The 25,051-nt window shown below is 47.8% G+C and carries 19 protein-coding genes; 7 read left to right on the top strand and 12 right to left on the bottom strand.

Features of this window, described 5'->3' with window-relative positions:
* The first annotated feature begins 169 nt into the window (after positions 1 to 169).
* Positions 170 to 2,392: a B12-binding domain-containing radical SAM protein gene (locus GC101_RS25685; protein ID WP_171719590.1), complete on the top strand. Its 2,223-nt coding sequence runs from the start codon at positions 170 to 172 to the stop codon at positions 2,390 to 2,392.
* Between the two features lie 31 nt (positions 2,393 to 2,423).
* A complete protein-coding gene (locus GC101_RS25680; protein ID WP_171719589.1) occupies positions 2,424 to 3,710 on the top strand; it encodes an MFS transporter in 1,287 nt (428 codons plus the stop codon).
* Positions 3,711 to 3,982: 272 nt separating this feature from the next.
* Here GC101_RS25680 and GC101_RS25675 read toward each other — a convergent pair whose 3' ends face one another.
* From GC101_RS25675 to GC101_RS25665, 3 genes are all read right to left on the bottom strand, one after another.
* On the bottom strand, positions 3,983 to 4,651 hold the full coding sequence (locus GC101_RS25675; RefSeq protein WP_343049829.1) for a cyclase family protein: 669 nt from the start codon (positions 4,649 to 4,651) through the stop codon (positions 3,983 to 3,985).
* Between the two features lie 101 nt (positions 4,652 to 4,752).
* Entirely contained in the window at positions 4,753 to 5,499 is a 747-nt protein-coding gene (gene map / locus GC101_RS25670) for a type I methionyl aminopeptidase (protein WP_171719588.1), read from the bottom strand.
* A 27-nt stretch (positions 5,500 to 5,526) separates the two neighbouring features.
* A complete protein-coding gene (locus GC101_RS25665; RefSeq protein WP_171719587.1) occupies positions 5,527 to 6,123 on the bottom strand; it encodes a TetR/AcrR family transcriptional regulator in 597 nt (198 codons plus the stop codon).
* Positions 6,124 to 6,282: 159 nt separating this feature from the next.
* On the opposite strand from GC101_RS25665, the gene GC101_RS25660 reads away from it, so the two are divergent.
* The gene (locus GC101_RS25660; protein ID WP_171719586.1) at positions 6,283 to 7,062 is read left to right on the top strand and encodes an ankyrin repeat domain-containing protein; all 780 of its coding nucleotides are present in this window, start codon (positions 6,283 to 6,285) and stop codon (positions 7,060 to 7,062) included.
* Here the strand turns inward: GC101_RS25660 and GC101_RS25655 are convergent.
* Positions 7,046 to 7,975, bottom strand: coding sequence for an NAD(P)/FAD-dependent oxidoreductase (locus GC101_RS25655; protein WP_171719585.1), 930 nt, complete (start codon positions 7,973 to 7,975; stop codon positions 7,046 to 7,048). The genes GC101_RS25660 and GC101_RS25655 overlap by 17 nt on opposite strands.
* A gap of 175 nt (positions 7,976 to 8,150) precedes the next feature.
* A complete protein-coding gene (locus GC101_RS25650) occupies positions 8,151 to 9,809 on the bottom strand; it encodes a DUF6138 family protein (RefSeq protein WP_171719584.1) in 1,659 nt (552 codons plus the stop codon).
* A gap of 229 nt (positions 9,810 to 10,038) precedes the next feature.
* On the opposite strand from GC101_RS25650, the gene GC101_RS25645 reads away from it, so the two are divergent.
* Positions 10,039 to 10,695 (top strand): MgtC/SapB family protein, encoded by a 657-nt coding sequence (locus GC101_RS25645; RefSeq protein ID WP_171719583.1) that lies wholly within the window; start codon positions 10,039 to 10,041, stop codon positions 10,693 to 10,695.
* Between the two features lie 347 nt (positions 10,696 to 11,042).
* On the opposite strand, the gene GC101_RS25640 is transcribed toward GC101_RS25645, so the two are convergent.
* Positions 11,043 to 14,885 (bottom strand): collagen binding domain-containing protein, encoded by a 3,843-nt coding sequence (locus GC101_RS25640; RefSeq protein WP_171719582.1) that lies wholly within the window; start codon positions 14,883 to 14,885, stop codon positions 11,043 to 11,045.
* A 371-nt stretch (positions 14,886 to 15,256) separates the two neighbouring features.
* Positions 15,257 to 15,739, bottom strand: coding sequence for an NUDIX hydrolase (locus GC101_RS25635; RefSeq protein WP_171719581.1), 483 nt, complete (start codon positions 15,737 to 15,739; stop codon positions 15,257 to 15,259).
* Positions 15,740 to 16,033: 294 nt separating this feature from the next.
* Between GC101_RS25635 and GC101_RS25630 the strand changes: the two genes are divergently transcribed.
* Positions 16,034 to 16,459 (top strand): hypothetical protein, encoded by a 426-nt coding sequence (locus GC101_RS25630; protein ID WP_171719580.1) that lies wholly within the window; start codon positions 16,034 to 16,036, stop codon positions 16,457 to 16,459.
* A 100-nt stretch (positions 16,460 to 16,559) separates the two neighbouring features.
* Here GC101_RS25630 and GC101_RS25625 read toward each other — a convergent pair whose 3' ends face one another.
* Positions 16,560 to 17,423, bottom strand: a complete 864-nt coding sequence (locus tag GC101_RS25625) for an AraC family transcriptional regulator (RefSeq protein WP_171719579.1) — start codon at positions 17,421 to 17,423, stop codon at positions 16,560 to 16,562.
* A 182-nt stretch (positions 17,424 to 17,605) separates the two neighbouring features.
* On the opposite strand from GC101_RS25625, the gene melA reads away from it, so the two are divergent.
* A complete protein-coding gene (melA, locus tag GC101_RS25620) occupies positions 17,606 to 18,904 on the top strand; it encodes an alpha-glucosidase/alpha-galactosidase (RefSeq protein WP_171719578.1) in 1,299 nt (432 codons plus the stop codon).
* 84 nt (positions 18,905 to 18,988) lie between these two features.
* On the opposite strand, the gene GC101_RS25615 is transcribed toward melA, so the two are convergent.
* The 3 genes from GC101_RS25615 to GC101_RS25605 form a co-directional block, all read right to left on the bottom strand.
* The gene (locus GC101_RS25615) at positions 18,989 to 19,345 is read right to left on the bottom strand and encodes a hypothetical protein (RefSeq protein ID WP_171719577.1); all 357 of its coding nucleotides are present in this window, start codon (positions 19,343 to 19,345) and stop codon (positions 18,989 to 18,991) included.
* A 98-nt stretch (positions 19,346 to 19,443) separates the two neighbouring features.
* Positions 19,444 to 20,367, bottom strand: coding sequence for an alpha/beta hydrolase fold domain-containing protein (locus tag GC101_RS25610; protein WP_171719576.1), 924 nt, complete (start codon positions 20,365 to 20,367; stop codon positions 19,444 to 19,446).
* A 93-nt stretch (positions 20,368 to 20,460) separates the two neighbouring features.
* On the bottom strand, positions 20,461 to 21,594 hold the full coding sequence (locus tag GC101_RS25605) for an NADH-dependent flavin oxidoreductase (protein WP_171719575.1): 1,134 nt from the start codon (positions 21,592 to 21,594) through the stop codon (positions 20,461 to 20,463).
* Positions 21,595 to 21,719: 125 nt separating this feature from the next.
* On the opposite strand from GC101_RS25605, the gene GC101_RS25600 reads away from it, so the two are divergent.
* On the top strand, positions 21,720 to 22,208 hold the full coding sequence (locus GC101_RS25600; RefSeq protein ID WP_171719574.1) for a MerR family transcriptional regulator: 489 nt from the start codon (positions 21,720 to 21,722) through the stop codon (positions 22,206 to 22,208).
* 47 nt (positions 22,209 to 22,255) lie between these two features.
* Here the strand turns inward: GC101_RS25600 and ppsA are convergent, their stop codons facing one another.
* Positions 22,256 to 24,868, bottom strand: a complete 2,613-nt coding sequence (ppsA, locus tag GC101_RS25595; RefSeq protein ID WP_171719573.1) for a phosphoenolpyruvate synthase — start codon at positions 24,866 to 24,868, stop codon at positions 22,256 to 22,258.
* Between the last annotated feature and the right edge of the window lie 183 nt (positions 24,869 to 25,051).

Below are 25,051 nucleotides of genomic sequence, written 5' to 3'. Positions count from 1 at the left end.
GGAAGAAAAAGAGTTGCTTGCAGCGATTTTGGAAGTCACCGAAGCATCTGATAACGATGTCACACGCCAGAACAACGTCAATAACATTCACTAAGTAACTCTCCGCAGCCCATCCTCCTCATTGAATCTTTCAATGAGGAGGAATTCTCTTCATGATGGAGGTTTTGGAATGGTAAAAACTGCGCTAATATACCCTCCGGTCAGCGACCCTACTTCAGGTTATCACAGCCTATGTTGCTTGGCGGGCTATGCGCGGCAATTCGGCTTTGAAGATATTGATATTATTGATAGTAATATAGACTCCTGGCTGTATACCGTAACGCCTGAGCAAATCGGAAGAACAATGCAGTATATAAATGAACGGACTGCACAGCTTCAAGCACTGGAACAACCTGCGCCCATTGAACAGATGGAGCTTTATTACGCGCTCAAAGTACAAGGCATGAATTTTGCCGGGGCGCTGCCAGCCGCGCTGCATACTTTCCGTGATGAAACAGAATTCTTTGACTACAGGCTGTATACCAGCGCCGTTGAGACTGTAATGCTCTGGATGGATGCCTTATCTCTAAAAGGCTTTCCGGGGCAATTCAGAGGATTCAGCTTAGCCACCAGCGGATTTTTCAATGTATTTAACTCCATGGATATGCGCGATACCCGAATTACCGGAGTGATCTCAGCACCTTTCACCGATTATTTCAGGAACGAATTGATTCCCGGCATCATCACTGGCGGTTATTCCCTCGTGGGGATCAGCATCACCTATGTCGCCCAGCTTCCTTTCGCGCTCAGCATGGCGCAGCACATCCGGGAGAGCTGCCCGGAAATCCGGATTATATTTGGCGGGACTGCCGTCTCAGATTACTGGAAATATATTTTGAACAAAAGCGATTTCTATGCTGTATTTGACTCTGCAGATGCCTGCATTATCGGGGAAGGTGAAAGTGCACTGGTCTCTATCCTCCAGGCATTGAAGCACCATAAACCGCTGCCTGCGTCACCGAATATTGCGCTGCATCCCCGGTACCAGGCGGTGCATGGTGCCTCCGCTCTGGAAATCAAATACGAAGATATCTGCTCCTTTCCGGTGCCGGAGTACAGCAAGCTACCCTGGGAGAAATACTTATCCCCCTTTCCGTTCATTTACTATTCTCCTTCGCGGGGATGTTATTGGAACCGGTGCACCTTTTGTGATTACGGACTCAATACCGATTCGCCTACCAGTCCCTGGCGGCAATACCCGCTGGATAAGATTATGGAAGATTTGAGGACGCTCGCCGTCACCTACAAATATATCTATTTCTCAGTGGACGTGTTATCTCCGGCCCTGCTGCTTAAGCTGGCGGCAGCGATTCTGGAAGAAGGACTCGACATTCGCTGGGGAGCGGAGATCCGGTTAGAGGAATACTGGACACCGGAACGCTGCGCTTTGCTGAAGCAAAGCGGATGTACCGCCATCTCTGTCGGATTTGAATCCGGCAACCAGCGGATATTGAATCTGATTCATAAAGGAACCAAGGTGGACCGCCTGCAGGAAACGATCCAAATGTTCAGCGAAGCCGGCATCGGCGTACAAATTATGGGATTTACCGGATTTCCTACAGAAACGGTTGACGATGCCCTGAGTTCAGTTGATTTTTTGCAGCATAACAGCAGGCACTGGACTTTTGGCGGGCTTGGCCAGTTCGTCTTAACCAAAGGTGCCATTATAGCCAAAGAACCGGAGCGCTTCGGCATTCAGGATCTCCGGCCTTTCGAGGGCGAAGATGTCGCATGGAGGCTGCATTACAGTGAGCAAACGCACTTGCTTGCCAACACTTCCCGTTGGGGACCGAAGGAGCTGACAGAGGCCAAAGCATCTCTCAGGAGCAACCTGTTTGACCGTCCCTGGGTGGGGGGAGTGGATACTGCGCATTCGATGTTCTATCACGACCGTTTCGGGAACAAGGTCCTTCAGGTCATCAGCGGGACAACTCAGACGGCAGCTAACGAGAACTCGATTTTGGAATTAAACGGACACCTTCTAGAGGGACATTATTACCTTCCGGTCCACAAGCTTTTTAACAAAAAGAACCTGGATAACATCCTGGACAGATCCGAATGCGAAGGAAAGGCAGTCACCGCGCAAAATTTAACTGAACTTCTTGGGCAATGGAAACCGGATTGCTCCAGTTACCCGCAGCCCAAAGAGCAGAAGCTGTTCGTCCGGCGGGATGGCACTCTTTTTCCGTTTCCTGTACCCATGATCGAGTTTTTGCGGAATTTCGTACCTGGCTTAAGTTTGACGGAGCTGCTGCAGCAATCGGCGCAGCATGAGTTCCATACTGAGTTATGGCAACACTGTATCTCGAACCGGTTTCTGCGGCTGAAGCGGTTACCGGCAGCAGAAGCTTGAAGATCGCTTTATGAAGGAGGTGTGCTATTCCTTGAACCCCGCAATCAGCAAACCTAATTACAGACTCCTGTTAAAACATAATGCCGATTTCCGCTATCTATGGCTGGCCCGTGCCAGCTCCGTCTTCGGGGATTCCTTATACAATCTGGCTATCAGCTGGCTCGTGTACTCGATGACCGGTTCCTCGCTCCAGGTGGGGCTGGTCATTGTCGCCAAGTTCCTGCCGGAAATGATACTCGGTTTATTCATTGGCGCCTGGGTAGACCGCTTGAACAAAAAGATTCTTATGCAGATCGCCGATGCCGTTCAGGCTCTGCTTACCGTAACCCTTGCTGTACTCATGTTCACCGGGCAGCTTCAGCTGCTGCATATCTATCTGATCACAGTCGGCTTATCGATCATGGGCAATCTGTTTGCTACCTCGCAGAGTTCCTTCCTGCCTGAGCTCATCGCAGACAAAACCTATCTCATCTCAGCCAATTCACTGCTGTCCGTTTCCCTGCAAATCACCCGTATTCTCGGAACGGTTGCGGGTGGAATATTGGTGGCCTCTATCGGAAATTCAGGGGCTGTGATTGTGGATGCGGCAACCTTTATCGTCTCGCTTGCTCTGATTCAGCAAATTAAGCAGCGCGGCAAGGCCGGTAAGAATTCCCGTGCCGCCAACGGCTTATCCATCTTCGCGGAAATCGGCGAGGGCTGGCAATGGCTGCGGGGACAAACGGCCATGCTCGTGCTTATCCTTCTCGGTACACTCAGCAATATTGCCTTAGGGCCAAGCAATGTACTTCCCCCCATGCTGATCGGTGAGCTGCTGGAAGGCGGTTCCGGCGAGCTTGGTATTTTCAATGCAGCTATAGCTGTGGGGCTGCTTCTGGGCGGATTGTTCGTCGGCAGCAGGTCTCCCCGGAGAATTGGTGTCTGGTTCTCCTGCGGCCTGGGGGTTCAAGGCCTTGGCATGTGTGTGATCGCCTTATCTTCCGCACTCTGGCCGGCTTGTTTCGGCAACTTGATCCTGGGCTTTGGCGTAACAGTCACGGTGATCCCGATGAGCACCTTGTTCCAGCTGCTGGTTCCGTCTCCGCTTCGGGGGCGTGTCAACAGCATCAGCTCCATGGCCTTTAACATCTCCATCCCCTTAACCTATGGCGGAGTAGGTATTCTGGCTGACAGAATCGGCGTGGAAGTATGCTTCGGTCTTGCCGCTGCCTTGTTCGCCGTTTGTCTGATCATCGGGCTGACCAATCATCATCTGCGCAGCCTCGACATCCAGGCTCCACAGTCGTCCCCATCACCTCAGACCAGTCAGTCGGTATAAGTAATCTACATATTTGCATCTCTTCGTGACCCGGTAACGCCGGTAAGTCCAGTCATGCCGGTAGGACCGGTAGAACCTGCCGGGCCAGGTTATTTATTTCATTCAAATATTTCGTTGATATACAGAACTCTCGTTCCGTTGTTCAGATAATAACCCCGGATGGATACCGAGAATCCCAAGTTCCTCAATAAACAAAATAAAGACTGCAACTCATTTACGAGTATACAGTCTTTATTTTAGCAGTAAGCTTCACCAGTTTTTCATAATCGATCTTAAGCTTCTACTTCAACAATGATATTAATAATCGAAGCGTCATGGTCTTTAATACGAAGGGGTGCCGCGAAGGCGGAAATGAGTTTTTTATCAATTAACGGCGCTGGATTAATATCTTCATAAATTAGCATCGTCGGCTCTTTATACTTTTCATGGTCTAAAAAGGCATGGTGGACAAAAAATCCGGTTCTTTTGGCTTCCGTCATATTTTCAATGCTTAAGGTATCAATAGCTACGGCTTTGCAGTTTGGCAGCTTCGTCCGGATGTATTCAGCAGCTTCGGGAGAGACGGCCGGGAAATGATTCGCGTATTGTTCGAAATCCGTATCCCTGTATTTCCAATAGCCCGTATTGAAGATTAGAATATCCGCTTCATGAAGCTCTTCGTACGCCTCAAGCATAGCGGTTGTAATGAAACCGTCAGCGCCCAGCGGGCAGTCAATTAATAGCGGGCTTCTGTAGATGAAGTCTTCAATTGGAACAGCATCTATGCCCTTACCGTTATTCAAATGATGCCACGGTGCATCAACATGGGTACCCGCATGAAGATAAATGGTTAATACACTTCCGTTCCATTCGTCTCCTTTACTCAAGCGCTCACGAGGATCTAATTTCACTTCTGGCAACCCTGGGAAAACCGGCATTCCAGCATAAATCGGGTAACCGATTTCGACGTATTTTGAAATAATAACACTCTCCTGTAGTTTCTTTGGTCATAGTACATGTTCACCCTGATTAACGTTTATCGGTTATTAAGTTCTAATAACACTTACTGGGCAGTCAGAATCAGCGGTCCGTCCGCCGTAATTGCGATCGTATGCTCATACTGCGCCGACAGCTTGCCGTCTGCTGTTCTTGCCGTCCACTCATCATCGTCAATCGTGATGCGGTACGTACCTTCGTTGATCATGGGTTCAATGGTAAATACCATGCCTTCCTTTAACCGGATGCCTTTGCCGGCTATGCCGATATGCTCGTAGCTCGGCTCTTCGTGCAGGCTCCGCCCGATCCCGTGCGCCAGCAAATCACGCACAACGGAATAACCGTTCGCTTCCGCGTGTTGTTGAATCGCCGATGTGATGTCGCCGAGCCGGCCTCCGGGAACCGCCCGGGCGATCCCCAGGTCCAGACATTCCTTCGTCACCTTCATTAATTGCTGCGCCTCCGGCCGGATGTTGCCCACCGCATAGCTCACGCACGAATCGCCGAACCATCCGCCGTATTCCGCGACGATGTCGAGCTTCAGCAAGTCTCCGTCCATGACCGCCCGATTCGAAGGAATGCCGTGTGCCACTACATCGTTAATCGAAATACAGGTTTCTGCGGGGAACCCGTTATAACCTTTCGTGAACTGCTTGCCGCCCAGCTTGGTAATGTGCCTGGCTACAAAGTCATTGATTTCTTGGGTGGTGATCCCAGGTTCGATCAGGCTGGCCACCTCGCGGTAGCAATCCGCCACGATTTGACCCGCCTGTTTCATTTCTTCGATTTCTCGGGGGGATTTTAGAATAATCATCTTTGGTTTATTCGCTCCTTATGCTTGCTAGAATTTCAGAAGCCGGGCGATATCCCCGGCCTCCTCGTGCAGCTTCCCGCGGCGAAGCGAAAGTGAGGCGCACCCGGTCATCGCGGCCAGCAGCATTTCCGCTCGCTGCAGCTTATCCGGTGATTCCGCTGCGTTTCCGCCTGAAGCGGCAGCCCCCTCCGCCGCGCTCCCGGTTTCCAGTAGCGCGGCAAATGGCGTGAGCACCTCCTGGCGGAAAGCGTTCGAGAGCGGGGAAGAACGCCCTTCAGGCAGCGAGGATAAACCCTCACCCGCCAGCTTATAAAGCAGGTATACGGAGTGGTCCTCCGCCCAAAGCTGCAGCAGCCGGATGCTGGCGGTGGCGGGGTCAAACTCTACGGCACCCATCCATCCCCCGGCCCGGTCTAGCGCGTCCCATAGCAGATCGTTGAGCAAATCGCCTTTATTGCTGTAATAGTGATATACCGTACCATACCCGAGTCCCGCCTGCGCGGCCACATCGCGGATTTCCAGTAATGGCCCTTTATCCAAAAACACATCGGCTGCGGCTTTGCGGATCTGCGCCAGCCGGCGCAGCCGGATATCCTCATTTTGTTCCTTCGTGCGTGGAGTCATCTCGTCCATCCACCTCTTTTATTTTTGACCTGCTGTTATGTCAATATAAAACATCGGCACGGGAATAACAAGTATCTTTTTGAAGTTGGCTATACATATGAAGTATGATTAGTGAAGGAGTCCGTCGCGATATACCTATGAACGGGAGGCATTCTAATCATGAGTGATGAGAAGAACATAGCTTACATTCCAGAGGACCATTCGCTGGGTATTTCGGTAATTACTGCGATTCATTCCGGCGATATCCCGTTGCTGAAGCTGCTGCTTGAAGAGAATCCCGGGTTGGCCGCCTCAAGAATTGTAAGGAACGGAGAATTGCGTTCCATGCTGCATATTGCAACTGATTGGCCCGGACATTTCCCTAACAATACAGTGACAATTGCACTGTTGATTGATGCCGGTGCGGAGGTGAATGCCCGGTTTACTGGACCGCACAGCGAGACCCCGCTTCATTGGGCTGCAAGCTGCAATGATGTCGAAGTGCTTGACCTCCTTCTCGATGCCGGTGCTGACATCGAGGCTTCCGGTGCCGTCATAGCCGGTGGAACGCCGCTCGACGACGCAGTGGCATTCGCGCAATGGCGGGCAGCGCATAGATTAATTGAGCGTGGAGCCAAAGCTGCTCTCTGGCATGCAGCCGCGTTGGGTCTGGTAGATGCTATGAAAGCTCATTTTGCCGGAGACCCGCTCTCACAGCAATACCCTTGGGGAGCGGGACACTCATCGCCTCCGGACGAGGTGAACGTCGCTTTCTGGTGCGCTTGCCACGGCGGACAACGACACGCTGCCGAATACCTGCTCGGCCGGAAAGCGGATATAAACTGGCCTTCTGTGTGGGACGGCCTCACTCCCTTGGACGCCGCTCAGCGCAGTGCCTCCCCTGATCTGGTACAGTGGTTGCGCGGACTGGGTGCTAAATCCGCTACCGGACTTCTTTGATGTTTCTCCGCCAAGCTTCTGTATTCAGCTCATTATTCATGACTGCAGCCACATATGAACCGGCCGAAGCCGAAGCAATTGCCTGATGCATCATAGATGCTGCATCCCCGGCGCTATAAATGCCCGGGATATTTGTTTGTCCGGATTCATTAACGGCGAGCACTCCTGTTTCTGCAAATTCGCATCCGATGGTGCGTGGAAGGTCAGAGCCCATCGTCAGCTCAGGTTTGAAAAAGATTCCCCTGGCTGGAATCACCGTCCCGTCTTCCAATACAACTTGTTGAACGATACCATCCTTCGAGTCGATATGCCGGATCGGTGAATCGAACAAGGGAATATCATTGTGCTGGAACTCCTGGCGCTGAGCCTCGGTCAGTTCATCCGGACCATTCGTACAAACCGTAAGCCGGCTTGTCCATCCGGAAACAACCGGAGCGAAATGCATTAAGACTGTTCCCTTCGATATGACGACAAGCGGCTGATCCCTTAATTCCCAGCCGTCACAATACGGGCAGACGAAGGCGCTTTTTCCGTATACCTCCTTAAGGCCCGGAATAGAAAATGGCTGATCCTTCATGCCGACAGCAAACAATATTTTTTTACTTGTTATCATTTGTCCTTCCATCGTGCTCAATTCAAACTGACCGTTGGTGCCTGCGATCGATATCACTGTATCCGCTACGAATGATGCCGTGGGATAGGCCAGAATCTCTTCTTGTGCAATTCGCCGGAACTCCTTCGGAGTGATCCCATCACGGGTAATAAACCCGTGAACCGCACCAGTTACAGCATTGCGTGGACGCCCCTCATCAATCACCGCTACCTTTTTCTTCGCCCTCGCCAATACCAAAGCGGCATTCAGACCCGCCGGTCCGCCGCCGATAATTGCCACATCAACATATTGTTTCTCCATAATGAATAGCCTCCTTCATAGATTCGAAATGTCTACAATTATACCGCAAGAAGCCTGGGACTTCTTGTTTGACCCGATAAAACAGATATCAAAGAGCTTCTTTGTCCACAATAGATGGTTTATTACTATTTTGCAATGATTATTTTTAAATTAATATTATCTTTCAGTAGTGGTATCAGCTCCGATTGGCTGCTTGGATCAGTCCGGCAAGGTATTGCTTCTGCTCTCCCTCAGCTTTGTCAGCAAGCTTCTGCAGCTTGTTCTTCCCGCCCCAGATCAGGTAGACAAGATGCTCCACCTGGTAGTAATGCAGGCCGTGTACCTGATCGAGCAGCAGTCTAAGCAACCCCACATTCTCCAACTCTCGCGTCATCTTCAGCTTTAATGAATCTGTACAGTACAGCATACACGTCAACAGCACGGGAAGCATCTCTTTGTTAATGCCGTATTGTTCGATTAACGCAGCTGTGAATCTATTCTGAACAGACTGATGTTCAACATCTACCTTCTCCATATATTGAAGGGCCAACGGGAAATATGCCTGATCTGTGAGACCCAGTCCAAAGACCGCATAGCTGCCCGGCATGCAGCATTTCTCCGCTTCTGCATCCGTATACCATTCGAAGGTTTCCATCGCTGCTATGGCATACTCTTCAAGCAACGGGTGTATCTTCGGGTATTCAAGCGCATTCGCAAAGAAACGGTGCGTGCCCGTTTTGGCGAGTCCTTTGAGCGGCAGCCAGTGCTTAACTGAGGAGGTTAGCTTGATCTGATAGCTTTTTGGAAAGCCAGACTTCAGCAGATTCGTCAGAAACCGGAGCGCAAACGCATAACTCTCCTCTGACTCCTGAATAATACGGATGCGTACCTCGGCAAATACATCATTAGCGCTACATTCCACCTGATCATTGCGTAATCTCGTAACCTCTTCAGCAAAGGCACCGCTGCCATAATTAATTAGCTGTGCAGCCTGGACACTGCCGAGTTCGAGCGCGCATTGCAGGAAGGCAAGCCCCGCACTTCTGCTGTAGGAAGGCTCATATTTAAGGATGCAAACTGCAGCATAGATCACGAGCCCAACCGTTTCTTGCCCGGCATTTTCCAGCACAGCATCGTTCCTCTTCGTAAATCCCGTCTGCCACTGGGTTCCTGTGTTCTGGAAATAACGCGGCAGCCAATGATCTTCTACCCAGTTCCTGAGCGCTACAGTGATAGTATTTCGATGCTCAGCCAGATGCTTGTTCCCCTTGTTCAGCTCTTGTATCTTGTCATACACAGCGGTGATTCTGCCGGAATCCAAGATGGGATACAGACCTTCATCCAGGAGATGCCGGGCCAGGAAAAAGGTTTCCAGCGGCTTGGTCGGATATTTGCCGGCATCAAGCTTGTTTAAGGTATAGAGGCGGATCTGTTCCAGCAGTTGTTGCCTCTTCGCCTCATCTACATATTCAAGAATACGAACATTAACAACACCGTTGCTTACTTGGAATTTCCCGTCAAACCTGAACCGGTAATCCAGGACTGCCGGCGGCATTGCATTTAATTTGTTCTGCATATACGAAGCAAGCTCAGGGATGATCTGCTCCCGTACTTGTACCTCTGTCAACTGCTCAGATGTAGTCTGCTTGCTTTTATCCGGTTCGTTTAAACCAAGCAAATTATCTGTCACATCCACTCTGCCATCCGCATATTCGATAAGAGCGTACCCGTGAATGCCCGCCTGCAGCGTGGTCCGCTTTACAATTTTCTCTGCATCCTTATCACTGATATAGTTGAGCCACTTGTCTATTTCCATTTTCATTTCTTCAAGAATTGCTTCCAGCGTATAATCCATGTCTATTACATGCTCCTTTACACAGCGATATCGGCAGTGAAGTTGTTCATGCCCATACTATTATTATGTACATTAAATATTACCGTATCTTGATTTACCGTTCAAATTTTAAGAGTTGATACCCACCGGTTACGCTGATACTAGTCTTCAGGTAATTTGACAACCCCAAATAATTATACCCATAATGGAAAGATTCAAAGGGTCGTACGGCGTACGGGAGGGAAACTGGATGGAATTTGAATTGCTGGGCCGGGTATTATTAGCGGGTTTATGTGGGATCTTCATTGGATTTGAGCGGAAGAACCGCATGAAGGAAGCCGGAGTTCGTACACATTTTGTCGTAGCCGTGGGAGCGGCGCTCATGATTATCGTTTCAAAATACGGGTTTCAGGATCAGATCGGGTGGGAGAATCTGTCCGTTGATCCATCGAGAATAGCTGCCGGAATCGTCAGCGGTGTGGGTTTCCTGGGAGCCGGAATGATCTTCATGCAGAATAATACGGTCAAAGGATTAACTACAGCCGCAGGAATCTGGGCTACGGCAGGTATTGGGATGGCCGTTGGCGCAGGGATGTATCTCATCGGCATTGGGGTGGCCTTGATCATTTTTGTGGGGCAGATTATTCTTCATGGGCACATCAGCTGGCTAAGTTCACCGCAGACCGAGCGGGTCACCCTTGTAACAGATTATTATGAGCAGACAATGGAACAATTGCTGAATCTGCTACGGAGTCATGATATATCCGTGCTGGCTTTCGAAGCAGAACGCGAGGCTGAACTTACCACTATAGTTATGACAGTGAAGTTTCAACACAAAGCTCACTTGGAGACACTGCTTGCAGTCATGAATGAGGAATCTCATATTATCCGGATGCAGGTGGAATAATAAGGCCTGACCTGAACAAATTGTTTATGGTCATGCTCTTAAGCTCTTATTCTCGAATTAATTATTAAGTTTATCTTACCATTGAATGGAATTATCCTGCCCGTTAACTTAATGAAGCATCGGCTAGAATCTTTTCTCTTTTACACTGATGAAGAGTTACAGGCAAAGTTAAGCATCCTTGATCCTGTGGAATTCGGGTTAAGTCTTCCATCCTTTTCTAAAGACAAAAAAATCGCCCTGTCAGCCTAAGCTAACAGGGCGATTTTGCCGATTCTTTCACACGATAACTTTTCCTTTTATTTCTCGCTGAAACGGTACCGTCCTTTATAAGTGAAGCAAAGCCGTTTCTACTTGCGTGTCTTAAATCTCTTCGAGAGCACGAAACCAAGGATGATCAGACCCATTCCGGCTAGGTACATACCTATCGGACTTTCTTCACCGGTCTGAGGCAGCTTACCCGGCAGACCGCCTTGATTTGTTGGTTCATTTTGTGAAGGTTCATCTACTGTTCCTTTAGGCACTTCATCTACCACTACTTCGATCTCGATCTCCTGGTCCTCTCCATTATCGCTAACGATAATAGTGAACTTGTCTTTTCCGGTATAGCCAGGGTCAGGTGTGTACTTCCATTTCCCGTCTGGTGTAATCACGACGGTTCCATGTTCAGGCTCATCACCAAGGCTAGGAATTCCCCCAAGCGGGATTTCACCCTCGACCGGAATGTCCTCTATTGTGTTGACAGCTGTTGGCTGTGGACTTGGAGGACTGCTAATTACAGGTGTTGCTGTCGGTGCATTTGTCGGTTCACTTGTAGGTTCTGGTGAAGCCGATGGTGAAACTGATGGTGTCACCGTTGGAACAACTGTTGGACCCGGAGTGACTATGACTCCTGGTATTGAAGGAGTTGTTGGCGTTGATGACGGCGTTGACGGCACATATGGTGTTGCTGTTGGCGCCGTTGGTTCTGTTGGAGCTGGCGTTGCTGTTGGTGCAACAGTCGGCGTTGCGGTTGGCACTGGTGTAGGTGCAACAGTCGGTGTTGCCGTTGGTACTGGTGTTGGCGCTACTGTTGGTGTTGCGGTTGGCACTGGTGTTGGCGCAACCGTCGGTGTTGCCGTTGGCACTGGTGTTGGTGCAACAGTCGGCGTTGCCGTTGGTGATGGTGTTGGCGCAACAGTCGGCGTTGCCGTCGGTGATGGCGTTGGCGCTACTGTTGGTGTTGCTGTCGGCGATGGTGTCGGTGTTGGTGTTGGCGCTACTGTTGGTGTCGCTGTCGGCGATGGTGTCGGTGCCACTGTTGGCGATGGTGTTGGCGCAACAGTCGGTGTCGGTGTGGCCGTTGGCGATGGTGTTGGCGTCGCTAATGTTTTGTTTGTTATTTGCAGATCTATGGCTGTAGTTGAATTAATTTTAACTGCATGAGGTGTCGTATCTAACAGATAACCTGCAGGTGCAATTTTTTCAACTACTGCATAATCGCCACCGAGCAGTTTTGTGAATTCAAGCATGCCTGCATCATTTGTTTTTCCCTCATTAATCCAAATCTGCTCATTGCCGATGACACGGAATAAGTCAAAGGCAGCTCCTTCGAGCGTGTTGCTAGGATCACTGGCATCAATCTTTTCAATGCTGAGCGTGCCTCTGACACCACTGCCTGTGCCTGAACCGCTGGAGAGCTGAACTTTAACTTCAGAATTGGTTTCTTTGGTAACCTCTTTCACATTCTTACCTGTGAGACCTACCTCGTTGCTGACTGTTTCATTATTTTGTGCAGTGATCACAGATTGGTACTGAAGAATGTAAGCTTCCGAGATTTCTTTGGTAAACTTCAGTTCGAAGCTTTCTTTGCCTTCACTGTCTTTCAAGAAGTCCAGCGTATAATCTGTGCCGCGAGTCAGTTCCACTCCGGAAGATGTGATGTTCCCGTCGCTTCCAACATTTGTCTTAAAGAGATGATAAGTGTTGGTGAGCAGAATTTGATTCTCACTCGGAATATCTGTTACTACTGCATCCCTCACAACGGATTGATTCCGGTTGATATACACCGTCCAGTCAATCTTATTGTTGTTTTGTACACCTGTCTTGGCGATATATTCGCCTCCATTAGGAATGTTGACAGAAGCTTTGAGGTCAGCGGATTCTTTAGTCGTGCCGTCATACAGTACTGCAGTGTTGTCGACAGTCTTTACGTCAATAACCTTATCCGCGAAAGTAGTTTTAAAGGTAACGTAAAAGGCATAATTGATCGTTTTGTTAAAGCTTACCTCAAGCTTCCCGTCTTTCATAGTTACGTTGTAATCCTCTTCAGCGACATTTGCGCTCACCGTCGTGTTTCCATTCGTGTCGTAGACCCATTTGAATACCTTAACGGAATCCAGATCCACAACTTGACCACTGGTAATCGTATCCACCAATTTGGCATTGGCCAAGGTTTTCATATTGTAGTTGGCCCCGACATTCCAGGTAATCTTTTTGTTGAAGGCATCGTACGATCCGTTTTTGAGTCCATTATTCTTCACTTCTGCTCTTGGATCGAATGTTGATGTTGTTGTGATGGTCTTAGACTTTCCACCCTCCAGCCAATTCAACACTGCCTGATTGACAAACTGGGTTTTCCCGTCCGCCAACCAATCAAAGTCAAACTTAGTGAGGTATGTGATGGTGTACGGTTCAGAGATTGGGGCTTTAAAAGTAATCGTGAACCCGTCGTTCACCGCCACAGGATCATGTTCGGTATAAACAACCTCAGTGGCGACAGCGGGACCTCCAGCGACCGGTTTAATCGTAAGGCTTCCCGGTACCAGCTTGAGTCCTGCGTTAACGAAGGTATCCGTTACTTTCAGATTTTCCATCGTCTTTGAATCTTTGTTGATCGTAATAGTCCAACGTACTGTCTTGTTCAGATAATCTTTTTCGCTGTTACCCTTGACCAATATTTGTTGGGTGATATTCTGAGAAGCTGAGTCCGAATGTTCACCGTAAGTCACTGTATTAGTGACCTTGCCATTTTCAAAAACACGTTCTGGTGCTTTAGTTTTGTATTCGATGCGGTAAGCAGAATCAATATCATCATTGAATTTGAGTTCAAAATGATATTTACCATCTACCACTGAATCTGTAACCGTATATTTATTATCCGGAAGAGGCTGGGCATCTTTGACCCCTTTACCATCGGCCGCAATAGTCACCGGGTACACCTTCAGCGAATCTGGAATGAGTTCCTGTTTGAGGTCAATGGTATCCTTCAGAACCGCGTCGTTTGCCGAAATAAACTTTTCATTGTAATTGAATTCAATTGCCCAGCCAAGAGTCTGGGTTGCAGGATCGTAGCCGTTTGTTACTTTGGTAAGCGGCTTCCCACGGCCAACGGTTACGGTAGCCTTCGCTTCTTTGGATAACCCGTTATCTCCCGTAAATACCGCTGTATTCTCATAGCTTGTTGCGTCCTCACCGCTGGCTGTAATACCGGTAGTGAATTCTACACGATACGCCTTGGTGATCGGACTCTGTTTGAATTTCAATTCCAGCTTCGCCGGTGTGGACCCGGAGGCATCATAACTGCCGCCCGGAACAATGGCTCCAGGTGTTACTGTGCCATCCAGCTTCACTTCAAGTTCACGGACAACAATGGTGCTTGTGTCAAGCGTCAACCCGTCCGGAATCGTATCGGTAACAGCAGCGTTGCCCACACTTTCCAATGTCTTGTTAACATCGACGGTCCAGCCGATTTGCGTCGGATTGTAGAATTGAGGCAATGGAGTACCTTTCTTCTCTACAGTTGAACTGACGTTAGGCTTGAAATGAAGTTCAATTACCTGGGTGCCGCCATTGATCGGAAACGTCACAAATTGCGTGGTTGATCCGCTTATTTTTTTGGAGCTAAGCAGTGAACGGACAGTAAAGGTCCCCTGCACTTGATCATATTGTTCAATAAATTCATTAAAGGTAAAGACAACATGATTATTACCTTTATCGACATGATAGGTGCCTACTGTATCTCCACCAAATAGAAGAACCCCATCCAAATCACTATAAAGCTCAAACTGATCGGGAATATTAAATTCAAACGTGGAGCCTGCTTCATAACCGTGCCCATCTGCTAATGCCCACGTGTAGTTCAGCTCGGAATAGGAATCCAGCTGATATACATTGCCGGTGACCGTCTCTGAGTAGTCCTCATCCGTATACACGGCCAGAGAAACGCTAGTGATCAGATTTTCTGTGATGTTACTGGGTTCCGCATGAGCGCGATCAGTGAAAGCGCCAAAGCTTGTGGTCCATTGGGAAACCAACAGAATAAGTACGAGCCAAATGCTAATCTTTTTCATTTTCATTGATGGATACTTCCTCCTTTTTCGTCATCGATTATGTTTGAAGCTTCATGCCATTGCCTGCGCAACTTGTGGAAGAACTGCGCCGACAGTAGTTTAAGTTACTGTAAACCTGACATATGAACAATTTCTGAACAGCTTCCGGATTTGCGTGTGGAAAAACAAAATAACCCGCCAAGCTTAAGGCTCGGCAGGTTATTTGGTACTTATATACGGCTTATCCCTTTTACTTAATCACGGGTTACAAAGTGCTCCACCCCATCTGCTAAATTCGATATTTTATTTTTAAGAAACTCAGGGTAAACCTTATACTCCTGTAATTCATTGATATCAACCCACTGGAATATCAATCTGGATTCATCCGTTTCTAAGGACTTAAAAAGTCCGCTTAAAGGAATCTGCGAAGCATTGTTTAAACAAACCAGATGATAATGACATAACGTATGCGCTTCTTTTGCTCCCCACTTCCAAAAGGCTTCCTCAATCCAAACTAGCCGATCTACTGAGATTTCAACACCGAGTTCTTCCTTATACTCGCGGATGAGAGCCTCTGCACTTGTCTCCCCCCAAGCCACATGACCACCTGGAAGAGCATATTCAGTATCTTCGACTCCCCGTTGAAGAAGAATTTTACCCTCATGAAGCAAAACTCCGGCGCTCCGGAAATTATGAATTCGATTCTCTTCAGCAAATAACCAATCTCTGTTTTTCATGCTCAAACACCACCTTTGATCCTGAAGCTGATCTTTATAAGATTTCAGCTCCGGATAATGCTTGCCTATTCTTATTAAAAATCCGCCTAATCCTATCAGCGCCTCTTCCGCAGAATAATGCGATGCATGAAGAAGATGTGCCGTATTCAGACGCTAGGGTGATTTTTAACCCTGGCGGTTGTTTCGTTTTTTTACACCCAATCCAGTTAAAAAAGCAGAACATATGAGTCTATAGAACTACGCCTATTGACCTGATATAATTGGTAAATAATAGATTATGAGAGAGGTGTAATCATGAAATGGAAATGGTTTAAGCTTGTTTCTGTTATGGTAATTGCTCTCGTTATAAGTGCACAACCGTTATCAGCAGCAGGTAAGACTCAGAAAGTCAAAGTTACATTCGTGAGCGCAAGCCTGGTGGAGAACAATCATGTGGGCAATGAGTGGTGGTCAGGCGGGTACGTGAATGGAAAAGAACTTGCAGAAGGTGAATCCGTCACCGTAGATGTCAGTTCAACCGGAACAATCAAGCTCCTTGCCGAAGCACAGGAACAAGATAAAATCCCCGAAGAAGGATCCGCAACCGCTTCCATTAAAGTATCAACCTTAAAGACGACCCAAAATAAATCATTGTCCGTAAAGGTTGTCGAGAATCGCGGGCGATATTCAGGCAATACCGCAACGTGGAAGTTTGTGTTTAAGATCGAAAAAGTGAAATAACTACCATGAGTAACCCAGCTGCTTGTTCGGCTGGGTTACTCATGGGGATTACATATCTGCCCCCTATTGCTTATCGGAATTACACTCAACTATGCCTCAGCTATTCCCCACTTCTCAGACCCGCCCGGTACTCACTAGGCGGCATGCCGGTGTGCTTGCGGAATTGCTTGGAGAAATACAGCGCATCATTGAAGCCCACGGACGAAGCCACCTGCTCAATGGTCAGCGGAGACCCGAGTAGTTGTCTGGCCTTGTCCATCCGCTTTTTGAGCAGAAACTGTTTGGGCGAGAAGCCGGTTCGCTGCTTGAAGGCTTTGGACAGATGCACCCGGTGGTAGCCGAGTGAAGACGCCAGGTGATCAATACTGATCTGCTGGTGGAACTGCAGCGAAATCCAGCGGATGGCCTGGTCAATCTGCCGGTCAATAATCTCGGGCATTTCGGCAGGGTGCAGGGGCAGCGCGCTTAAATTACCCAGCCCGAATTGATGAAGCAGCAGCCGTGCCCAGCCTGAAGCCTCCAGACTCTCCAGCCGCGGGTAAGCAGACTGCTGGAAGGCATGCCGGATACGTTCGTACAAGCTGTGAAGCTCTGTGACATTACCGGAATGCATGAAGGGTTGTTCTCTGGTAATGCCGACAGCGGAGAGAAGTTCTTGAACGCCAATCCCCTGCAAGGCTACCCACGCATAATGCCACGGGAAATCCTGATCTGCCTGATAACTGAAGAGCGCACCGGGGAAAATAACGAAGGTGTCCCCACTCCTGCACTCGGCAGAGAACGTCCCGCTTTGAAACAGGCCCTCCCCTTCCAGGACAGTATGTATCAAATAAAAATCGTGAACGGAAGGTCCGATTTTATGGCCGGGATAAGGCCTTGCCTCCCCGCTGAACAGGACAGACAGATCCTGCTCCTCAGGTGTAAGATTAATCCCTAAAGTGAAATCATAATGGTCCGGATTCATATGCAACATTCCTCCATATTCATCTTGTCTTTCTCCATAGCCGCGCCTTCTGTTCTATTCTATAGTGATTATAGAAGAAGACAGCGGAAAAAGCTTCTACAACAACTATTATCATACGGAATAGTGCTCCTATTCCCATATAACTGAAGCGTATTCCGCAACATACAGGAGGCTAATGTCTAATGTCCAAAATTACATTTATCGGTGCCGGCAGCACGGTTTTTGCCAAAAACGTCCTGGGAGATATCATGGCGACGGCGGCACTTCAGGGCTTTGAGCTTGCTCTATATGATATTGACCTTCAGCGGCTCAAAGACTCCGAGGATATGCTCACGAACCTGAAGAACAGCGGCGGCAGCACCTGTTCCATCATCGCCTATACCGACCGCAAAGAAGCGCTGCGTGGAGCCAAATATGTGATCAATGCGATTCAGGTCGGCGGGTATGATCCATGCACCATTACAGATTTTGAAATTCCGAAGAAGTACGGCTTGCGTCAGACCATTGCGGACACCGCAGGCATCGGCGGAATATTCCGTAATTTGCGCACGATTCCGGTCATGCTCGATTTCGCTGCGGATATTCGTGAGGTCTGTCCGGATGCTCTATTCCTGAACTACACGAACCCGATGGCCGTTCTAACGAATGTGATGAACACTTACGGCGGCGTGAATACGGTGGGATTATGCCACAGCGTGCAGCAATGTATCCCCGGATTATTCAATCACCTCGAGATAGATCAGGAGGGTGTGCAGGCGACGATTGCCGGTATCAACCACATGGCCTGGCTGCTCAAGGTTACCAAGGACGGCAAGGACTTGTACCCGGAGATCAAACGTCTCGCTGCAGAGAAGCAGCTTGAGCCTCACGGTGATATGGTCCGCTATGAGATGATGCTGAAATTCGGCTATTACATTACAGAATCCTCCGAGCATAATGCGGAATACCATCCGTATTTCATCAAAAGAAATTATCCTGAGCTGATCGAGCGGTTCCGGATCCCTCTAGACGAATATCCGCGCCGCTGTGTAGAACAGATTAGTCGCTGGGAACAGATGCGTGAGGAGCTGGTGAATAATCAGGAGCTGAAGCATGAACGTTCCCATGAGTATGCCTCATATATTCTGGAAGCGATGGAGACCAATGTGCCGTTTAAGATCGGCGGCAATGTTATGAACACAGGACTAATTCCTAATCTGCCCAAAGAAGCCTGTGTTGAGGTCCCTTGTCTGGTTGACCGCAGTGGAGTGACTCCGACCTACGTAGGCGATCTGCCTCCGCAATGTGCTGCACTGAACCGGACGAATATCAATACACAACTGCTAACGATTGAAGCCGCCATGACACGCAAGAAAGAGCATATCTACCACGCAGCCATGCTGGATCCGCATACTTCAGCAGAGCTATCGATGGATGATATTATTAATATGTGTGATGAGCTGATCGCTGCCCACGGTGACTGGCTGCCTGACTATCAATAAAAAGGTGAAATTTGTTTTATCGCTATAAGCAAAGAAGCCCCCTATAGGACCCTATAGGAGGCTTCTTTGCTTATGAATAAGGGTTTATTTTGACTCATACAAATCGCTCAAGTTATCTGGATTGAAATCTAGCTCCTTGCCGCTTTGATTAACCACATATACTCTCTCCGGCGGACTCTCGAGGCTTCTACCCGTAAGTACAAGCTGATGCCCTCCTTCGAGGGGATAATTCCTTATATATAATCCTGAACCGGTATCCTCAAAAGAATATTTGTTCAAATTGCTCCAATCCAGGGTGTTGCTCTTTTCCGATAAATCCGTTAATTCATCTAATGAAATATAGCCGTCCGGCACTCCTTCCTGGTTGTTTTGGCATGCTGAACCAATCATTAGAACGAATAACACAATAATTGATAACTTCAAATATTTAGCTAATCTCATATACAACCCTCTCCAGAATGCCATTATCCAGCTGGTGATCTATAGGGGTAAATATACCATAATATAGAAGTCAAGAGTAAGTCTGCAATAAGAATCTCCTAGCTCTTAATAATCTCAATAATCTTCCGCTGGGCATCTATCGCTTCGGGGATGGGCATGATCACAAACACATGGTTCATTTTGGGATATACAAAGGTATTGATTTCAATTCCCTGCCCGGTTAGCTTGTCATCCAGTTTCATCGCATCGGGATATAGGCCTTCGTGCGTTCCGATGAAGTGAGTGATTCTTCCGAGGCCTTCAAAGTCACCGTAGATGGGACTGATTATAGGATCGTTTAAGCTTTTATCATCCGCCCAGATCCTTGTAATGACTTCCATTCCACCCACCGACAGCATCGGGTCCTTCTTTTCATATTCAGGAATAAGCGGGTTAGTCAGCCCCATATCCACACAGGCAGACAATAGAATGATGTCCTTGGGCTGGGGAATATCATTCATTTGGAGCAGATGGGCCAGACCCAGTGAGATGTTTCCGCCTGCTGAATCGCCCATAATCGTCAATTGTTCCGGACTTTGAACGGTTCCCAGAATATCTTTATACAGGTTAAGGAGCTTCGGATAGGTATTCTTATAATTAAAGTTAGGAATTTTAGGATAAATAGGGGCAATTATTTTCGCATTAAGCGACTGTGCCATTCTATCCATGAACATCCAGTGAAAGCTTAAAGGCTGGTTGACCCAAGCACCGCCATGGATATAGAGAATTACTTTTTGCGTCAAGGATTGTTGGTCATTTATTGTAAAAACCTTAATTCCCTCAAACACTTCCTCCGTAATTCCGCTGATGAATTTAACATCACCAATCATATAGGGTTTACTGTTTTCTAGGCCTACCCGTTTTACAAACTGGGTCGTGTTTTCAATACTGGAAAAGCCTTTTTTTGTGTTTCGTAAAGCTAAATACTTCTCAAACAGAAAACTCTTCGTTGAACGTCTTTTGGTATAAACTTGTATACTCATCCTTACCCCTCCGGTCATGCTACAGGATTACTGTATTTGCATTATAAGGGTTGAAGTATACTTCAAGGTCAAGGGGGATTCCACTAAAACCACTTAAATTTCGATATTAAACCACGGACCTGAAGCTTGAAGGACAGCCCAAAGTTTTTCCGGAAGTTCAATGGTATTAATATTGGAAGCCTTGATAGCTGTTTGAATATCTGATTCCTGTCCGCTTTGAACCTTGTCGATCCAATCTGGATCTGTAATTAACGCATGTCCGATCACAGCCAGGTTAAGTCCTTTATCTAATCCTTTTGCAGCATCACCGGGCGTTACCATAGAACCCGCAGCCAGCAGGGGAATCCGGCTATTCACATGTTCAACGATCAACTCAAGATAAGTCCTATCGTCTTGGCTATCAACTGGCTTAGAGGATAGAGCATCAGCTAGTGAAGCATGCACATAATCAACCTCTGCTTCAATCAGCCGGTCAATCAATACATAAGTATCTTTCATCCTTATACCGCCTTCTTGATGTTCATCAGGAGAAATCCGGTAGCCGAAAATAAATGGTTTAGCAGCATGCTTTTCTATAACTTTTTTCATTTCCTTAACTATTGCCAGTGGAAAACGAAGGCGATTCTCAAGTGATCCTCCCCAATCATCCTCACGTCTGTTGAAGTAGGGAGAGAAAAAGTTTTGAACTAAAAATCCGTGTGCGCCATGAATTTCAACCCCATCAAACCCTGCTTCAATAGCTCGTCTTGTTGTTTCTCCAAATGCATGAATGACTTCCAGTATTTCATCGTGCGAAAGTTCTCTCGGTGTAACGGAAGGAGCAAATCCAGTAGCTTCCGTCTCAACAGCACTGGAACTAACTACATCTCCATTTGGTGTAAGATCCGGGAGTGCTTTGCTGCCTGCGTGAAAAATTTGAAGCACAGCAGCAGCTCCGCCGCTTTTTGCCGCATCCGCCAATCTACGTAAACTTGGAATAAATTTATCGTCATAGGCTGCAAATTCATTCGTAAAACCAATCCCATTAGGCTGAACATGTGTACACCCTGTTATAACCAGACCTACACCTGTTACTCTTCTTCTGTAATAGTTCACCTCACCATCTGAGATTGTGTAATCGTCATTACTGGCCCAGGTGGTCATAGGAGACATTACAACCCTATTTCTAAGAGAAATCCCATTTTTGAATGTGAAAGATTCGAACAGACTGTTATATTTTGTGTTCATTTTCTTACCTCTTTCTAATTAGTTCATTTCTAAACGTACCAGTTGATGAGCGGCAACAACATTGTTACAATAACTTCATTAAGTATTCGAGTTACTCGAAGTCAATATTATGGAGGTATGAAATTTTGAATCAATCATTACATGAACCCAAATATACGATTAAAGATGTAGCTGAAATCACCGGACTTACCAAACATACGATCCGTTACTACGATGACCAGCAATTAATTCCTTTCGTTTCAAGAGATGGCAGAAACAACCGTCTATTCTCTGACCATGATCTGGATTGGTTACGAATGGTTCACTCCTTTCGTGTTTCAGGATTGCCGATTTCAGAAGTGAAACATTACATTGCTATGTGTTTACAAGGTGATGAGACGATTCCTGACAGGGCTGAGCTTGTTGCAAAGCAAGAAAAAGAACTAGAAGCAAAGATCCATGCGTACAACCTTCAATTAATGCACATTAAAGAAAAGAAGGCGTATTACAAAAGCGTCTTGGCTGGCCAATTGAACGATACCTGGAATCCGGTTAACAATAATCCGGAATGCGGTGAGAAATATGATATACCGGAACATATCCATTCAGCATCTAAGGCTCATGTTTCACCCTAAAAGTTAGTCTAGGGCTTCGTGTGCACACGAAGTCAATATTTTTCTTCTCACAATATTTCAACATACCCTTCGGTTCCATGCACACGGATGCGTTGCCCGTCCTGGATGAGTCTGGTGGCATTCTCCACTCCGACAACTGCCGGTAAGCCGTATTCCCGTGCGATCACTGCGCCATGGGTCATCAGTCCGCCGACTTCGGTAATTAGGCCTTTGATGGAGACGAACAACGGGGTCCAGCTGGGGTCGGTAAACAAGGTGACCAGGATATCCCCCTCCTCCAGATTAGCCTCTTCCATGTTGAGGATCACACGTGCCCTGCCTTCTACAACTCCTGCAGAAACAGGCAGACCTGCAATAGCTCCAGCCGGGAGATGAGCCCGTTTGTACTGGCCGGACAGGATTTCTCCGTCAGAGGTAATCACGCGCGGGGGAGTGAGCTTGTCATATAATTTATAGTCCTCTTTACGTTGATTAATGAGCTGGTAATCGGTTGTATTCGTGCGGACAGTTTCGTGAAGCTCTTCAAAGCTGAGGTAGTATATATCTTCTTTGTCGTGGATAACACCTGCTCGAACAAGCCGTCCGGCTTCCTTCAGTAACGCTTGCTTATAAACCAGGTAACGGCTAACCATGCCGTATTTAGGATATTCCCGGTAACCGATGAAATTCCGGACCAGGTCAATCCTTACTTTGGTTTCTTCGGCTTTGTGTACTCCATCCGGTAACTGCTTCAAGCGGTCTAACAGCTCCTGTTCTTTATCCCAAGCTTCCTGCCGCCCCTGCTCAAATTTCTGTCTGCTGGCATCCGGTGCAAAGTTTCTGATGTTGCTAAGAATCATGGGGATCAGTATCGCCGGTTTCTCGCTCCAGCGGGTTCTGGTAATATCGATTTCTCCGGTACAGCGCATTCCGTATTTGCTGAGATAATCCGTCAGCGCGTCATGGGTTTTTTGCCCGCCCTCTAAGGTAATCACTCCCTCCAGGAAGTCCCCCTCTTGTGCACTCTGTAAATAATCAATGACCTGCGGGTAAGGACGAATCACATCTGCGACATCCATCAGTTCCAGACCCATTTCCGAAGTGATATTGTTCTGCACTGATTGTGAAAGGGTATCAGCCGCGTTAATTTCACCTAACCACTCGTTCATTTTTTCGTTAATCCATGCGGATGCATCCATTGCGGCCATGAATACTGCCGTACTCTGCGGGTTGAACAGAATCCTCTTCAGTTCCTGGATATCTTCAAGGATGAACTCGAATAGAGCCGAGCCTGATTTCGTCTTGATGTTGCGTTTCAGCTCTTCTACCGATGCTTCATTACTCTTGATCAGCTCCGTAACGATGGCCGGATCGCTGCCTATTGGTGTTTGAACGCCAACGGGCGGCTTACCTGGACTGCTTTTGCCGGACTGCGCCGCCGCTTCAGCTTGCGGTGAGATGGGTATGAAATCTCCCCGTTCCACGATAGTCATAAGCGCGTCTTTGACGAGCGGATCGGATTTCCCCAAGGTATCTATGATCATCATTCTGGAGGACGAAGCCAAATAGGAGGTGACATCGACAAACAGTCTTCCGCCGGCTATACGCATGGGAGCAGGAGTAATTAACAGGTGAAAAGACAGGCCCAGCGGCTTCATAGCATCTGTCATCATTTGCCCATGACCCACAGATACATAAGCGCGGTTCTCTTGATCATTGGCTTCAGGGATCGGGAATAGCGTGGTGATGGGACGGCTCTGCACAATATAGAAGGTATCATCAGCCAGACACCATTCAATATCCTGGGGTGAGCCAAAATAAGTCTCGATTTGTCTGCCGATTTGTGCAAGCTGTAAAATCTGCGTTTCAGTAAGCGTCTGCGCCTGTTGCTGGCCGGAATCAAGCTGCCGGGTTTCAGTACCGCCTTGCTGCAGTCCGTAAATAGCCAGTTTTTTGGCTGCAATCCGCTTATCAATGATCTCGCCTTCCTTCACCTTATAGCAATCGGGAGACACCAGGCCTGAGACCAATGCTTCTCCAAGTCCAAAGCTGGCGTCGATGGACAGCAGCTTGCGGTTATTTGTAACCGGATCGGCGGTAAACAGAATACCTGAAGCCTGCGGGAAGACCATTCTTTGAATGATAACTGACAAATAGACCTGAGTGTGGTCAAAACCATTCTGCAGCCGGTAGATTACCGCGCGGTCCGTGAATAGTGAGGCCCAACATTTGCGGATATGCTGGAGGATGGCATCAACGCCGATAATATTCAAATAGGTGTCTTGCTGGCCGGCAAAAGAGGCATGCGGCAGATCCTCAGCAGTCGCACTGGAACGTACCGCGTAAGCCTGTTCACTCCCCAGCCGGGAGAGAACCTGTGTAACTGCTGTTACAACCCCGGACGGAATTTCTGCTTCCGTAATCATCCGGCGGATCTCCCTGCTGATTTCTCTAATCTGCTCCCGGTTGTCCGCTCGCAGTGTGGTTAGCCGGTTCAGAAGAACATGATAGGTATCGTTATGCAAGATTGCTTCCTGATAAGCCGTGGTTGTAACACAGAAGCCTTCGGGAACTTGGATGCCTTTTATTCCTGATAACATCCCCAGATTTAACCCTTTGCCGCCAACCAGCAGCAGCTGCGTATTATCCATTTCCTCAAAACCAAGAACCAAAGCATCCATCCCGTATCTCCCCTAACTATTGAGTTGAAAAAATATTTGACAAGAAATTTCCGGCATGTTATATTAAATATATAAGATGCATTAACTATGTTATTTAAAATCAAAACAGTTGTGAAGTGATTATATCATCGTGTATGTATATATGCAATATGAAGAACCTGAGTTGCTGCTCAGGTTCTTTTT

The sequence above is a fragment of the Paenibacillus phytohabitans genome, assembly GCF_013141775.1.
GTDB lineage: Bacteria > Bacillota > Bacilli > Paenibacillales > Paenibacillaceae > Paenibacillus_AQ > Paenibacillus_AQ phytohabitans.
This window is presented reverse-complemented; position numbering and strand designations above follow the sequence as displayed.

Coding starts and splice junctions, on each gene's coding strand:
- GC101_RS25685 (WP_171719590.1), top strand. CDS start 170: ATGGTAAAAACTGCGCTAATATACCCTCCGGTCAGCGACCCTACTTCA.
- map (WP_171719588.1), bottom strand. CDS start 5,499: ATGATTATTCTAAAATCCCCCCGAGAAATCGAAGAAATGAAACAGGCG.
- GC101_RS25665 (WP_171719587.1), bottom strand. CDS start 6,123: ATGACTCCACGCACGAAGGAACAAAATGAGGATATCCGGCTGCGCCGG.
- GC101_RS25660 (WP_171719586.1), top strand. CDS start 6,283: ATGAGTGATGAGAAGAACATAGCTTACATTCCAGAGGACCATTCGCTG.
- GC101_RS25655 (WP_171719585.1), bottom strand. CDS start 7,975: ATGGAGAAACAATATGTTGATGTGGCAATTATCGGCGGCGGACCGGCG.
- GC101_RS25650 (WP_171719584.1), bottom strand. CDS start 9,809: ATGGATTATACGCTGGAAGCAATTCTTGAAGAAATGAAAATGGAAATA.
- GC101_RS25645 (WP_171719583.1), top strand. CDS start 10,039: ATGGAATTTGAATTGCTGGGCCGGGTATTATTAGCGGGTTTATGTGGG.
- GC101_RS25635 (WP_171719581.1), bottom strand. CDS start 15,739: ATGAAAAACAGAGATTGGTTATTTGCTGAAGAGAATCGAATTCATAAT.
- GC101_RS25630 (WP_171719580.1), top strand. CDS start 16,034: ATGAAATGGAAATGGTTTAAGCTTGTTTCTGTTATGGTAATTGCTCTC.
- GC101_RS25625 (WP_171719579.1), bottom strand. CDS start 17,423: ATGAATCCGGACCATTATGATTTCACTTTAGGGATTAATCTTACACCT.
- melA (WP_171719578.1), top strand. CDS start 17,606: ATGTCCAAAATTACATTTATCGGTGCCGGCAGCACGGTTTTTGCCAAA.
- GC101_RS25615 (WP_171719577.1), bottom strand. CDS start 19,345: ATGAGATTAGCTAAATATTTGAAGTTATCAATTATTGTGTTATTCGTT.
- GC101_RS25610 (WP_171719576.1), bottom strand. CDS start 20,367: ATGAGTATACAAGTTTATACCAAAAGACGTTCAACGAAGAGTTTTCTG.
- GC101_RS25605 (WP_171719575.1), bottom strand. CDS start 21,594: ATGAACACAAAATATAACAGTCTGTTCGAATCTTTCACATTCAAAAAT.
- ppsA (WP_171719573.1), bottom strand. CDS start 24,868: ATGGATGCTTTGGTTCTTGGTTTTGAGGAAATGGATAATACGCAGCTG.